General features: G+C 69.4%; 13 protein-coding genes and 1 riboswitch. Of the genes, 10 read left to right on the forward strand and 3 right to left on the reverse strand.

From position 1 onward, the window contains the following. Positions 1 to 14 precede the first annotated feature (14 nt). Positions 15 to 416 carry a hypothetical protein gene (locus tag OG329_RS32150; RefSeq protein WP_405799890.1) on the reverse strand — a complete coding sequence of 134 codons (402 nt, stop codon included), beginning with the start codon at positions 414 to 416 and terminating at the stop codon, positions 15 to 17. A gap of 182 nt (positions 417 to 598) precedes the next feature. On the opposite strand from OG329_RS32150, the gene OG329_RS32155 reads away from it, so the two are divergent. The 6 genes from OG329_RS32155 (at position 599) to OG329_RS32180 (ending at position 7,943) form a co-directional block, all read left to right on the forward strand. Next, a complete protein-coding gene (locus OG329_RS32155) occupies positions 599 to 1,219 on the forward strand; it encodes a heme-copper oxidase subunit III (protein ID WP_405799891.1) in 621 nt (206 codons plus the stop codon). A gap of 75 nt (positions 1,220 to 1,294) precedes the next feature. Beyond that, positions 1,295 to 2,101 carry a c-type cytochrome gene (locus tag OG329_RS32160; RefSeq protein ID WP_405799892.1) on the forward strand — a complete coding sequence of 269 codons (807 nt, stop codon included), beginning with the start codon at positions 1,295 to 1,297 and terminating at the stop codon, positions 2,099 to 2,101. Beyond that, on the forward strand, positions 2,098 to 3,153 hold the full coding sequence (locus OG329_RS32165; RefSeq protein WP_405799893.1) for a Rieske 2Fe-2S domain-containing protein: 1,056 nt from the start codon (positions 2,098 to 2,100) through the stop codon (positions 3,151 to 3,153). The genes OG329_RS32160 and OG329_RS32165 overlap by 4 nt, the downstream gene beginning before the upstream one ends. Beyond that, the gene (locus tag OG329_RS32170; protein ID WP_405799894.1) at positions 3,150 to 4,778 is read left to right on the forward strand and encodes a cytochrome bc complex cytochrome b subunit; all 1,629 of its coding nucleotides are present in this window, start codon (positions 3,150 to 3,152) and stop codon (positions 4,776 to 4,778) included. The genes OG329_RS32165 and OG329_RS32170 overlap by 4 nt, the downstream gene beginning before the upstream one ends. A 244-nt stretch (positions 4,779 to 5,022) precedes the next feature. Continuing rightward, on the forward strand, positions 5,023 to 6,090 hold the full coding sequence (gene trpD / locus OG329_RS32175; RefSeq protein ID WP_405799895.1) for an anthranilate phosphoribosyltransferase: 1,068 nt from the start codon (positions 5,023 to 5,025) through the stop codon (positions 6,088 to 6,090). 152 nt (positions 6,091 to 6,242) lie between these two features. Then, positions 6,243 to 6,360: riboswitch (SAM riboswitch) on the forward strand. A 215-nt stretch (positions 6,361 to 6,575) separates the two neighbouring features. Next, a complete protein-coding gene (locus OG329_RS32180) occupies positions 6,576 to 7,943 on the forward strand; it encodes an aminotransferase class V-fold PLP-dependent enzyme (RefSeq protein WP_405799896.1) in 1,368 nt (455 codons plus the stop codon). A 20-nt stretch (positions 7,944 to 7,963) separates the two neighbouring features. Here OG329_RS32180 and OG329_RS32185 read toward each other — a convergent pair whose 3' ends face one another. Together OG329_RS32185 and OG329_RS32190 are read right to left on the reverse strand one after the other, a co-directional pair. Continuing rightward, positions 7,964 to 8,245: an Lrp/AsnC family transcriptional regulator gene (locus OG329_RS32185; RefSeq protein WP_405799897.1), complete on the reverse strand. Its 282-nt coding sequence runs from the start codon at positions 8,243 to 8,245 to the stop codon at positions 7,964 to 7,966. After that, a complete protein-coding gene (locus OG329_RS32190) occupies positions 8,242 to 8,970 on the reverse strand; it encodes a rhomboid family intramembrane serine protease (protein ID WP_405799898.1) in 729 nt (242 codons plus the stop codon). The genes OG329_RS32185 and OG329_RS32190 overlap by 4 nt, the downstream gene beginning before the upstream one ends. A 173-nt stretch (positions 8,971 to 9,143) precedes the next feature. Here OG329_RS32190 and OG329_RS32195 point away from each other — a divergent pair, with 173 nt between their 5' ends. The 4 genes from OG329_RS32195 (at position 9,144) to OG329_RS32210 (ending at position 13,498) form a co-directional block, all read left to right on the forward strand. Further along, entirely contained in the window at positions 9,144 to 9,386 is a 243-nt protein-coding gene (locus OG329_RS32195; protein ID WP_405799899.1) for a hypothetical protein, read from the forward strand. 35 nt (positions 9,387 to 9,421) lie between these two features. Then, positions 9,422 to 10,783 carry an NYN domain-containing protein gene (locus tag OG329_RS32200; protein ID WP_405799900.1) on the forward strand — a complete coding sequence of 454 codons (1,362 nt, stop codon included), beginning with the start codon at positions 9,422 to 9,424 and terminating at the stop codon, positions 10,781 to 10,783. 336 nt (positions 10,784 to 11,119) lie between these two features. Further along, complete coding sequence (locus OG329_RS32205; protein WP_405799901.1) at positions 11,120 to 12,145, forward strand: NlpC/P60 family protein; 1,026 nt, start codon at positions 11,120 to 11,122, stop codon at positions 12,143 to 12,145. Between the two features lie 324 nt (positions 12,146 to 12,469). Beyond that, positions 12,470 to 13,498, forward strand: a complete 1,029-nt coding sequence (locus tag OG329_RS32210) for an NlpC/P60 family protein (protein ID WP_405799902.1) — start codon at positions 12,470 to 12,472, stop codon at positions 13,496 to 13,498. The last annotated feature ends 40 nt before the right edge of the window (positions 13,499 to 13,538 follow it).

A 13,538-nucleotide genomic window follows, 5' to 3' on the forward strand; every position in this document is an offset into this window, starting at 1 on the left:
GACGGACGGCGCCGTCAGGCCTCCACGGCGAGCCTGGAGCGCAGCAGCGCGGCCAGCGCGTCGGGGAACCCCACCGGGTCCACCGGCAGCGTCACGGCGGACTCCGCACGGCTCCAGGTGGCCAGCCAGGCGTCCTGCGGGCGGCCCATCAGCAGCAGTACGGGCGGGGAGTTGAAGATCTCGTCCTTGATCTGCCGGCACAGGCCCATGCCGCCGACCGGGGTGGCCTCACCGTCGAAGACACACGCGTCGATGCCGCCCTTGTCGAGCTCCTTGAGCACGGCGTGCATCGTGGCGCACTCCAGATACTCGACCGGCGGCAGATCGGCGGCCGGCCTGCGCCCGGCGGCCGTGCGCACCTGCTCGCGGGTGTTCGCGTTGTCGCTGTAGACCAGGACCGTGGCGGTCGGCTGCATTGTTCCTCCGTGACATCCGTCGTGAGACCCGCTGCGCGGATGCTACTCCGTCGGACACCATGTCAGCACGGGTCCCCGCCCCCCGGCGATGGGCCGTTCGGTCCCCGTCGCGCTCCCGTCCGAAGTGGCTGACACTCCGAATGGGACCCCCGGGAGTGAGGGCGGGATAAGCGACCGACATAATGTCGGTCGTGGCGACAGCAACGACAGTAGAAACCGGGCACGCGCACCCGACGGTCAATCGGCCGAACCTCACCAGTGTCGGAACGATCATCTGGTTGAGTTCCGAGCTGATGTTCTTCGCGGCCCTCTTCGCGATGTACTTCACCCTGCGGTCGGTGACAGGGGAAGCGTTCTGGTCGGAGAAGGCCGAATCGCTGAACATCCCGTTCTCCGCGGTGAACACCACGATCCTGGTGCTCTCCTCGCTCACCTGTCAGCTCGGCGTCTTCGCCGCCGAGCGGGGCGACGTGAAGAGGCTCCGCTCGTGGTTCGTGATCACGTTCGTGATGGGTGCGGTCTTCATCGGTGGTCAGATCTTCGAGTACACGGAGCTCGTCAAGCACGAGGGCCTGTCGCTCTCGTCCGACGCGTACGGCTCCGCGTTCTACCTGACCACCGGCTTCCATGGTCTGCACGTGACGGGCGGTCTCATCGCCTTCCTGCTGGTTCTCGGCAGAACGTACGCGGCCAAGAGGTTCACCCACGAGCAGGCAACCGCCGCCATCGTCGTGTCCTACTACTGGCACTTCGTCGATGTCGTCTGGATCGGCCTCTTCGCCACGATCTACCTGATCAAGTAGCGGGCCACAGCGCCCGAAGCGATCGCGCACAGTCCAGAAGCACCGACGCAGAAGATCCTGACACCGGGGTAATCCGTGAAAAAGCTCTCCGCACGACGACGCCATCCCTTGGCGGCGGTCGTCGTCCTACTCCTCGCGCTGGCGGCCACCGGGGGGCTGTACGCCGCGTTCGCTCCTGCGGGCGAGGCACAGGCAGACACCGCCCAGAGCCTCGCCATCGACGAAGGCAAGAAGCTGTACGCCGTGGGCTGCGCGAGCTGCCACGGCGTCGGCGGTCAGGGGACGACCGACGGTCCCTCGCTGACCGGCGTCGGCGCCGCCGCCGTCGACTTCCAGGTCGGCACCGGCCGCATGCCGGCGCAGCAGCCCGGCCCGCAGGTACCGAAGAAGAAGGTCATCTACGACCAGAAGGAGATCGACCAACTCGCGGCGTACGTCGCCTCGCTCGGCCCCGGACCCTCGGTCCCGACCGCCAAGCAGTACAACCCGGAAGGCGCGGAATCCGCCAAGGGCGGTGAGCTGTTCCGCTCCAACTGCGCGCAGTGCCACAACTTCAGTGGTGAGGGCGGCGCGCTGACGAACGGCAAGTACGCACCGGGGCTCGAGGGGGTAACGCCCAAGCACATGTACGAGGCGATGCTCACCGGCCCGCAGAACATGCCCTCGTTCCCCGACTCGACGATGCCCGAGCAGGAGAAGCGGGACATCATCAAGTACATCGAGTCCGTGAACAGCGACACGTCGGCGAATCCCGGTGGCCTCAAGCTCGGTGGCATCGGGCCCGTCAGCGAGGGCCTGTTCTCCTGGATCATCGGTCTGGGCGCACTGATCGCAGTTGCCGTCTGGGTCGCGGCGCACACCGCTAAGGCCAAGAAGTCATGAGTAGCAACCGGAATTCAGACGAGAACCTGCCGAGTGAGCAGGAGTCCGCGCACGGCGGCGAGGTGGAGAGCGCGCGGGACCCGTTCGCCGACCCCGGACTGCCGGCCCACCGGCCGCGCATCCAGGACATCGACGAGCGTGCGGCCAAGCGCTCCGAGCGCACGGTGGCCTTCCTCTTCACGCTCTCGATGGTGGCCACGGTCGCCTTCATCGCCTCGTTCGTCGCCTTCCCCGTCGACAAGATCGTGTACATCTGGCCGTTCGGCCATGTGAGCGCGCTCAACTTCTCGCTGGGAATCACGCTCGGGGTGGCCCTCTTCGCCATCGGCGCGGGAGCGGTCCACTGGGCCCGCACGCTGATGAACGACGAGGAGATCGTCCAGGAGCGCCATCCGATCGAGGCCCGTCCCGAGGTCGCCGCAGGGGCGAAGGAGGACTTCCGCATCGGTGCGGAGGAGTCCGGCTTCGGGAGGCGCAAGCTGATCCGCAACACGATGTTCGGCGCGCTGGCCCTGGTGCCGCTCTCCGGTGTGGTCCTGCTGCGTGACCTCGGCCCGCTGCCGGAGGACAAGCTCCGCAAGACGTTCTGGAAGAAGGGCCTGCTGCTCATCAACCAGAACACGAGCGAGCCGCTGCGTCCCGAGGACGTCGCCGTGGGGTCGCTCACGTTCGCCCAGCCCGAGGGGCTGGACGACCACGACCCGAACTTCAACAACGAGATCGCCAAGGCCGCTCTCATGATCGTCCGTATCCAGCCTTCGGAGATCAAGGACAAGCGCGAACTCGAGTGGTCGCACGACGGCATCGTCGCGTACTCCAAGATCTGCACCCATGTGGGCTGTCCCATCAGCCTCTACGAGCAGCAGACACACCATGTGCTCTGCCCGTGCCACCAGTCCACCTTCGACCTCTCCGACGGCGCTCGCGTCATCTTCGGCCCGGCCGGTCACGCGCTTCCGCAACTGCGGATCGCGGTGAACGACGACGGTTACCTCTATGCGCTCGGCGATTTCGACGAGCCCGTCGGTCCTTCGTTCTGGGAGCGCGGATGAGTACTGCGACTGACGAAAAGAAGCGCCAGGCACCCGCGGGAGAGCGGGTCGCCGACTGGGCGGACGGTCGTCTCGGGCTCTACGGCGCGGCCAAGGGCATGACGCGGAAGGTCTTCCCGGACCACTGGTCGTTCATGCTGGGCGAGGTCGCCCTGTGGAGCTTCACCGTCATCATCCTCACGGGTGTGTATCTGACGCTGTTCTTCCACCCGAGCATGAACGAGGTCGTGTACGACGGCAGTTACGTACCGATGCAGGGTGTCCGGATGACCGAGGCGTACGCCTCGACGCTGGACATCAGCTTCGACGTCCGCGGCGGTCTGCTGATCCGGCAGATCCACCACTGGGCCGCGCTGATCTTCGTGGCCGCGATGTTCGTGCACATGATGCGCGTCTTCTTCACGGGCGCCTTCCGCAAGCCGCGTGAGATCAACTGGCTGTTCGGGTTCCTGCTGTTCTTCCTGGCGCTGTTCACCGGACTCACCGGTTACTCGCTCCCGGACGACCTGCTGTCCGGCACCGGTGTCCGCTTCGCACAGGGCGCGATCCTGTCCACACCGATCGTGGGCACGTACATCTCGATGTTCCTGTTCGGCGGGGAGTTCCCCGGACACGACATCGTGGCGCGGTTCTACTCCATCCACATCCTGCTGCTGCCGGGCATCATGCTCGGGCTCGTGGTGGCGCATCTGATCCTGGTCTTCTACCACAAGCACACGCAGTTCGCGGGCCCCGGCAAGACCAACAACAATGTGATCGGCGCGCCGTTCTTCCCGATCTACGTGGCCAAGGCCGGCGGATTCTTCTTCCTGGTCTTCGGTGTCATCACGATTATCTCGGCCATCGCCACGATCAACCCGGTGTGGGCCATCGGCCCGTACCGCCCGGACCTGGTCTCCACGGGAGCACAGCCGGACTGGTATCTGGGCTTCTCCGAGGGCCTGATCCGGGTGATGCCAGGCTGGGAGATCAACCTCTGGGGTCATACGCTCGCCCTGGGCGTGTTCATCCCGCTGATGATCTTCCCGGGGATCCTCGTGGTCCTCGCGGTCTACCCGTTCATCGAGTCCTGGGTCACCGGCGACAAGCGCGAGCACCACATCCTGGACCGGCCGCGCAACGCGCCGACCCGGACCGCCTTCGGTGTGGCGTGGCTGACCGTGTACTTCATCGCGCTCATCGGCGGTGGGAACGACATCTGGGCCACCCACTTCCATCTGTCGATCAACACGATCACCTGGTTCGTCAGGATCGCGTTCTTCGTCGGCCCGGTCATCGCGTTCGTGATCACCAAGCGGATCTGTCTGGGACTTCAGCGCCGCGACGCCGAGAAGGTGCTGCACGGACGCGAGTCCGGCATCATCAAGCGGCTGCCGCACGGTGAGTTCGTGGAGGTCCACCAGCCGCTGAACCAGGGCGACCTGCACACGCTCACCGCTCACGAGCAGTACAAGCCGGCCGAGATCGGGCCGACGGTCGACGAGAACGGTGTCGAGCGCAAGGCGTCTCCTACGGAGAAGCTGCGGGTCAGGCTGAACAAGGGCTACTACGGCGAGGGAAGCCAGATCCCCAAGCCGACGGCCGAGGAGTACAAGGAGATCACGAGCGGCCACGGCCACCACTGATCGAGCACCACCACCGTACGGTCGGCCCCGGCCCGGTTCCTTTCCAGGAACCGGGCCGGGGCCTTCGTACGTGGGTGTACGTACGGTGTGCGGCCGGCCGGCCCACGCTCCGGCACCGGCTCCGGGGGCCGGTGTGTCCGTAGTTCGGGCAGCGGGTCTTGGATCGCGGGTGGCGCCGATAGGCTGACGCCTGGCAGCACGGGCCACAACGCCGTGCACCCGTCCCCAGATCCCAGGAGCGAGCATGAGCAGCGCTGTTGCACCGGCCGGAGGCGACACCCTGGCGGCGCGTTCCTGGCCGGGTGTACTGAACTCGCTGCTGCGCGGCCAGGATCTCGACACCGGCGCCACGGCCTGGGCGATGGACCGCATCATGAGCGGTGAGGCCACCGACGTGCAGATCGCGGGCTTCGCCGTCGCGCTGCGCGCCAAGGGCGAGACCGTGGACGAGGTCTCGGGACTCGTCCGTGCCATGTACGAGCACGCCAGGACCATCGAGGTGCCCGGCGACACGGTCGACGTCGTCGGCACCGGCGGCGACCTCGCCAAGACCGTCAACATCTCCACGATGGCCGCGATCGTGGTGGCCGGGGCGGGCGGGAAGGTCGTCAAGCACGGCAGCCGCGCGGCGTCGTCCGCGAGCGGCGCCTCCGACGTGCTGGAGAAGCTCGGCGTCAATCTGGAGCTGACGCCGCAGCGGGTCGTGGAGGTCGCCGAGGAGGCGGGCATCACCTTCTGCTTCGCGGTGAAGTTCCACCCGGCGCTGCGCTACGCGGCCAAGGCCCGCAAGGAGCTGGGCGCGCAGACCACGTTCAACATCCTGGGACCGCTCACCAACCCGGCGCGGGTCCGCGCCCAGGCGGTCGGTGTGGCGGACAGCCGGATGGCGCCGATCGTGGCCGGGGTGCTCGCCGAGCGCGGCAACTCCTCGCTCGTCTTCCGCGGCGACGACGGTCTGGACGAGCTGACCACGACCGCCACTTCACACGTATGGGTGGTTCGTGACGGCCGGGTCACCGAGCAGACCTTCGACCCCAGGGACATCGGTCTGGAGCTGGTCCCGGTCGAGGCGCTGCGCGGTGCGGACGCCTCGTACAACGCGGACGTCGCGCGCCGGCTGCTGGCCGGTGAGACCGGCCCCGTACGGGACGCGGTCCTGCTGAACGCGGCGGCGGCGCTGGTGGCGCTGGAGCCGGGCGACGGCTCGCTGAACGACCAGCTCGCGGCGGGATTCGCGCGGGCGGCGAAGGCGGTCGACTCGGGCGCGGCGAAGCAGAGCCTGGAGCGCTGGGTGGCGGCGAGCAACGCGTAGCGGCGGGCGCCGGACGGGCTGCAAAAAATGCAGCCCGTCCGGCGATTGAGGACAAGCCGGCCGCCGGACGGGCTGAGTGTGCGGGCCGGCGCGTGTCCCGTATCGCGGACGCGGTCTGGGCCGTCGCGGACGGGTGGGGTAATCTCACCCCAGGTCATGAGTGACAGCGACTACGGCCCCGGCCCGCTGTCCGGCAACCCTCCGTCCGTGGCGGGGTGCCCCGGGTGAAGACCAGGCCGTAGGCAGCGAGGTCTGCGGCAAGCGCGGACCCCTGGACATCGTTCGGATGTCGTCATCCCTGGGGTCCTGGTCCTCAAGGGAGCAGTCTCGTGAGCAAGCGAATGCGATAGGGCCTTGGGCCCTCTTCAGTGAGTCCCACACCCCAGGTGATCCCGCACGCCGTCACGGCATCCGCCGTCGCGGCAGTGTGTCCGCCTGCCGGGTCCTGATGCCGTTTCCGCCTCGTCCTGCCGGGAGATACCGCCATGTCCGCACCCACCGACACCCTCACCCACACCGGAACCGACCAGCCGCTGCCCGTGCTCGGCTGTGACGTCACCGTCCCCCTCGTCACCGGCGGCGAAGTCACCTACGCCGCGCTCGACTACGCGGCCAGCGCCCCCGCCCTGCGCCGGGTCTGGGACGACGTCGCCGCCTACGCCCCGTACTACGGCAGTGTCCACCGCGGCGCCGGTTACCTCTCGCAGCTCTCCACCGACCTCTTCGAGAACAGCCGCCGCACCGTCGCCCGTTTCCTCGGCTGCCGCGAGGACGACCAGGTCGTCTTCACCCGGTCCACCACCGACTCGCTCAATCTGCTGGCCGCCGCGCTGCCCGCCGACTGCGAGGTGTTCGTCTTCGAGACCGAGCACCACGCGTCGCTGCTGCCCTGGCGTGATGCCCGCGTCCGTTATCTCGACGCGCCGCGCACCCCCGCCGAGGCCGTCGCCACCCTGGAGCGCGCCCTCGCGGGACGCGACCCGAAGGGCCCGGCGCTGGTGTGTGTCACCGGCGCCTCCAATGTCACCGGCGAGCTGTGGCCCGTGACCGAACTGGCCGCCGCCGCCCACGCCCACGGCGCGCGTGTGGTCCTCGACGCCGCGCAGCTCGCCCCGCACCACCCCGTGGACATCGCGGAGTTGGACGTGGACTGGGTCGCCTTCTCCGGGCACAAGCTCTACGCGCCGTTCGGCTCCGGTGTGCTCGCGGGCCGTGCCGACTGGCTGCGGGAGTCGGAGCCGTATCTCGCCGGTGGTGGCGCCAGCCGTAAGGTCGCGCGGCGTGCCGACGGCGGTGTGGACGTCGAGTGGCACACCACCGCCGCCCGGCACGAGGCCGGTTCGCCGAATGTCATCGGTGTGTACGCGATCGCCTCGGCCTGCGAGGCGCTGACCGAGGCGGGTTTCGGCCAACTGGTCGCGCGTGAGCAGGAGCTGGTGGCGCGGGTGCGCACGGGTCTCGCCGAGGTGCCCGAAGTGCGGGTGCTCTCGCTGTTCGGTGACGACGCCCCCCGCGTGGGCGTCATCTCCTTCGTCGTCGGCGGCTGGAACAGCTCGCACTTCGCCGCCGCGCTCTCCGCGGAGTACGGCATCGGCGTACGCGACGGACTGTTCTGCGCCCACCCGCTCGTGCGGACCCTGCTGGGCGGCGACGCCGGGGACCCGGGGGAGTGCGGCGCCCCGGACGCCGCTCCCGGTGAGACGTCGCTCAACGCGATCCGGGTCAGCTTCGGGGCCGGCACACCGGACGAGCACGTGGAACGGTTCATCGGCGCGGTCAAGGAGCTGGTCCGGGACGGGGCGCGCTGGAACTACCGTACGGAGGACGGCCGTTGCGTCCCTGACCGCGGCTGATCCACGAGACGCGGACGGTCCTACGCGTCGAGGCCGATCGCGAAGGCGGCTTCCAGATCGTGCTGGGAGTACGTACGGAACGCGACGTGCGTGTCCGTGGCCTCGACGCCCGGGATCTTGCTGATGCTGCCGGGGATGACGTCCGCCAGATCGTCGTGCTTGGCGACGCGGACCATGGCGATCAGGTCGTAGGTGCCGGTGACGGAGAAGACCTCGGTGACGCTCTCCAGCGCGGCGATCGACTCGGCGATCTCGGGGATCCGGTCGACGCTGGTCTTGATGAGCACGATCGCGGTGATCACGGTTGGCGTTCTCCCTCGGTGGCCGCTGAACGGGGCTTCACTCTAGTGCCCCTCCCGGCGAACGCCGTACGCCTGAAGAGGACCCACGCGGCGACGAAGCCGAGGCTGAAGCCCACCAGATGCGCCAGATACGCGACGCCGGGGCCCGGTTTCGCGTTGTGGGCCGCCAGCCACTGGAGGGCGAACCAGAAGATCAGGACGATCCAGGCGGGGAAGCGCAGCGGCAGGAAGAAAAGGAACGGGAAGAGGCTGGTGACGCGCGCGTGGGGAAGAAGACACAGGAAGGCGCCCAGCACGGCGGAGATCGCGCCCGACGCGCCCACCAGGGTCTGGCCGGAGTCCGCGTTCGCCGCCGCGTAGGCGAGCAGGGCGAGATAGCCGCAGACGAGATAGAAGAGGGTGAACCTCACCCGTCCCATCCGTTCCTCGGCCATCGCCCCGAAGACGTAGAGAAAGAGCAGGTTTCCCAGCAGATGGAGCCAGCTTCCGTGGACGAACAGCGCGGTGAGAGGGGTGAGCAGCGCATGGGAGTCGCCGCTCATCAGCTCGTCGGGGATCACCCCCCAGCGTTCGAAGTACGTGCTCTGCGCGGCGAGCAGGGCGTCGCCCGTCCCGTACGCGGGATTGAACCCCGAGAGCGGACTGGCCAGGAAGGCCAGAGCGCACAGGCCGATCAGACCGTAGGTCACGACCGGCGCACCGGCCGCCGCGCGCCAATTGATCATCCATGGATCATCTCGTACGCGGACAGACAGGTACAGACCGCCTCGCCGCGACATGGGATACGCGGGAGGCCGTAGGGTTACGGCGCGCACTTCCCCGGTTCGGCGCCGCACCGGGGAACGGTGCGGCAGGCTCGGCAGCACGACATCAGCGCTCGAGACAAGAGGACGGCACGATGACGACGGTTCCCTCGCCGACCGATGCCACCCGGTGGCGCTGCACGCTGTGCGGCAATCTCACCCGGTTCGATGTGACGCGGTCCTCCAAGGTGGTGGAGTACGTCCATCTGGACCTGGCCGGGGAGCCGAAGGTCGAGGAGCGCGACGTGGTCAGTGAGACCATCGAGTCCGTCCGCTGCCGCTGGTGCAACGCGGTGGATCAGATCGAACTGGTTGACAGGCCGGGCGCCGGTTCCTGAGGGAGCCGCCCGAAAGGGTAGTGGGGTGACGGATCGTGGAGCAGCCCGCAAGCGGCGCTGAGTCGGCCGACGCGGCCGGCGGCGACGCCGAGGCGCTCGACAGGCCGCTGCCCGAGGGAGTCCGGCGACGGGTCGTGGCGCTGGTCTCGGACGCCTTCGGCGGTCTGACCGTCACCGAACTGCCCGCCCAGTTGCGCCAGTACGCGCGCTTCACACCGAACAGACGCGCCCGGTTCGCGGGCAACGCCATGGCGGCGGCCCTGGAGAGCGACGCCGTCTTCCGGCAGCGGATCGGTGAGCGGTTCACCCAGGCGGATCCCGAGCTGGCCGCCGCCGTGGAATCGGGCTCACCGCCGCCGGCCGCCGACCCCATGGACGTCGCCGCCGCCGCGTACGTCCTGCGCCCCGTTGGCTGGGTGAAGCTGGTGGCCGCCGCGGGCGAGGAGGTCCAGCGCGCCGACGCCGAGCGCGTGGACGAGGAGAACCGCCGCGAGCTGGAGCGGCTGCGCGAGGAGCTGACGCTGGCCCGCGCCGCGACGAAGGCCGAGACGGAGCGGCTGCGTACGGAGCTGGACGCCGCCCGCAGGGAGGCCGAGTCCGCGCAGCGCAAGCTGCGCGGTGCCCTGAGCGATGTGAAGCGCGGCGAGGCCGCCCTGCGCCGTAACGCCGCCGAGATCGAGACCGTACGGGCGGAGGCCGCGGCCCAGGTGTCCGCGGCGGAGAGCGAGACGCGGCGTCTCAAGGCCCGGCTCACGGAGGCGGAGTCGGCGGTGGAGTCGAGCCGGCGGGCCGCCCGCGAGGGGCGCTCGGTCGGGGACATGCGGCTGCGGCTGCTGCTGGACACCGTCCTGGAGTCGGCGCAGGGGCTGCGGCGCGAGCTGGCGCTGCCGCCGGCCGCCGCGCACCCCGCCGATCTGGTGGACGCCGTGGAGCCCGGCCGGATGTCTGCCAAGGACATCGCGGCCCGCGCGCTGTCGGACATGGATCCGGCGCTGCTGGACCAGTTGCTGGCGCTGCCGCAGGCGCATCTGGTCGTGGACGGCTACAACGTCACCAAGACCGGCTATCCGACGATGCCGTTGGAGAAACAGCGGCTGCGGCTGCTCGGCGGGCTCGCGATGCTCGCGGCACAGTCGGGCGCCGAGATGACGTGTGTGTTCGACGGTGCCGAACTGGCCGCTCCCGTACTGCTCGCGCCGCCGCGCGGGGTGCGGGTGCTGTTCTCCAAACCGGGCGTGACGGCGGACGAGTTGATCCGGCAGCTCGTGCGGGCGGAGCCGCCGGGGCGTCCGGTGGTGGTCGTCTCCACCGATCGTGAGGTCGCGGACGGGGTGGCGCGGGCCGGTGCGAGACCCGTCGCGTCCGCCTTGCTGCTGAAGCGGCTTTCGCGCGTCTAGTAACTCCTGTGGCCAATGCGGCATTTGCTCACCCGATGTCACCTCGCACGGTCAAGTGCTCATCACTGTCTGTGCGATGTATGTGAAGAAACCCCTCCGCGGTGAAGTTTTTTCTCTTCAGGATTTGAACTGATCACAAGAAGGTCACTAGGGTCAGGGCTCGAACCTTCGCGCGGTTGATCACCCATCCGGGGTGGCGGCGAAGGAACCGCCGAATCCGTGTAGTTCAGTCCGGTCGAATCCGGATTCCCGGCCCGCCGGGAAAGCTGACTCATGGAGCCGGGGATCCGCTCCCCACGCCCGGTAGGCGGCTCGAGGAAGAAGGAGCTCGCCTTCGTGGCGTCCCACCGTCGTCCCAAGCAGCCGAGCCGCGCCCGCGTGACCGTGCTCTCCGCGACCGCCGCCGCCGCTGTCGCCCTGACGTCCCAAGCCGCGCAGGCAGATCCCAAGCCGACCAAGGAAGACGTCAAGGAACAGGTCGACGAGCTCTACCACGAGGCCGAGGCGGCGACCGAGAAGGCCAGTGGCGCCGAGGAGAAGGAAAAGAAGCTCGAGAAGCAGGTCGAGGCGATCCAGGACAAGGTCGCCCGCGGTCAGGAAGACCTCAACGAGCTGCGTACCGGCCTCGGTTCGATGGCCAGCGCCCAGTACCGCTCCGGTGGCATCGACCCGGCGCTCCAGTTGTTCCTCTCCTCCGACCCGGACGACTATCTGGACAAGGCGTCCGTACTCGACCAGATGGGCAGCAAGCAGGTCGGCGCGCTGGAGCAGATCCAGGCCAAGCAGCGGACGCTCGCCCAGCAGCGCGAAGAGGCGACCCTGAAGCTGAAGGACCTCACCGAGACGCGCACGGAGCTGGCGAAGAAGAAGAAGGACGTCCAGACCAAGCTCAACGCGGCGAACAAGCTGCTCAACACGCTGACCGCCGAGGAGCGCCAGCAGATCGAGCAGGAGGACGCCGACCGCGCGGCCCGTGGCAACGAGCGCGCCGACCTCGGCAACGAGACGGCCTCTTCGGGCCGTGCCGCCGCCGCGCTGGCCGCCGCCAAGACCCAGTTGGGCAAGCCGTACATCTCCGGCGCCGAGGGCCCCGACTCCTACGACTGCTCCGGGCTGACCCAGTGGGCCTACGCCCAGGCGGGCGTGAGCCTCACCAGGACCACGTACACCCAGGTCAACGACGGAGTGAAGATAGGCAGGGGCGAACTCGCCCCCGGTGACCTGGTGTTCTTCAGCGGTCTGAGCCATGTCGCGCTGTATGTCGGCAACGGCCAGGTGATCCACGCCCCCAAGCCGGGCACCGTGGTGCGGTACGAGTCCATGGAGTGGGCCGGCAGCTTCCAGTTCGGCGTCCGCGTCTGACGCGTAGGCGTACGCATACGCACGGGCACGTGTGTACGCGGGCGTACGCGTGCGCCCCGTGACATACGCCCGGTGACGTACGCACACCTCACGGACGCGACCGCGACCGCCCGTTCGGGCGAACTCCGGTTACTCCCGCTGACGCACGCCCCGCCGGTGACCTGTGGTCTCCGGCGGGGCGTCACTGTCTGTGCCCGGCGCGGTCTTTGATCACCGAGTGTCCGCACGGTTACTGTCTGCTGCGCCGCAGCTCCCGGCCATCGTCCGCCCGTCGGGCGGCAGGGGCTGTGTAGTTGCGTCCAGCGGAAGGAAGTGCGGCTTCCTGTGGTGTCCCATCGTCGTTCCTCACACCCCGGCCACAGCCGGGGCACCCGGGTCACGGTCCTGTCCGCCGCCGCGGTCACCGCCGTGACCGCCCTCGGGACGGCGTCGGCGGGCGCGGACCCGCGCGACACGACCGAGGCGACCCGCTCGACCGTCGACCGGCTCTACGAGGAGGCCGAGAAGGCCACCGAGCGGTTCAACGAGGCGGACGAGCGGGCCGACGCGCTGCGCGCGCGGGTGGACCGGGTGCGCGACAGCGCCGCCCGGGGCCAGGAACGGGTGAACCGGATGCGCGGCGCGCTCGGTTCGATCGCCGGCGCCCAGTACCGCTCCGGTGGCATCGATCCGGCGCTCGCGCTGCTGCTCTCCTCCGACCCGGACAGCTATCTCGGCAGGGCCGAGGCCCTGGACCGGCTGAGCGACCGTCAGGCCCTGGCCCTGCGCGATCTCGGGCAGGCCCAGCGCAAGCTCGGCCAGCAGCGTCAGGAGGCCGGCAAGGACCTCGCCGAGCTGGAGCGCAGCCGGGCCGCCGTCGCCCGCCACAAGCGCACCGTCGAGGCCAAGCTCGCCGAGGCGCGGCGGCTGCTGAACTCGCTGCCCGATGCCGAGAGGGACGCCGACCGGGCCTCGCGCTCGGGGCGCGACGGCGCCCCGATGTCGCTCTCCGGCGAGGCGCCCGCGTCCGAGCGCGCGGCGGCGGCTGCCCGCGCGGCCCGTGGCGTCGTCGGCCTGCCGTACGTGTGGGGCGCCAACGGCCCCTCGGGGTTCGACTGTTCGGGCCTGACCCAGTGGGCGTACGCGCAGGCCGGGGTGTCCCTGCCGCGCACTTCGCAGGCGCAGCGGTACGCCGGACAGCAGGTGCCGCTCTCCCAGGCGAGACCCGGCGACCTGGTCGCCTACCGGGACGACGCCAGCCACATCGGGATGTACATGGGCAACGGCCAGGTGGTGCACGCGCCCTACCCCGGCGCCTCGGTCCGCTACGACCCGGTCGGCATGATGCCGGTCTCGTCGGTCACCCGCGTCTGAGCCCCGGCCCGCTGTCGCGGGGGCGCCCTCGCGGCGCCCC

It is taken from the genome of Streptomyces sp. NBC_01506 (genome assembly GCF_045040295.1).
Classification (GTDB): domain Bacteria; phylum Actinomycetota; class Actinomycetes; order Streptomycetales; family Streptomycetaceae; genus Streptomyces.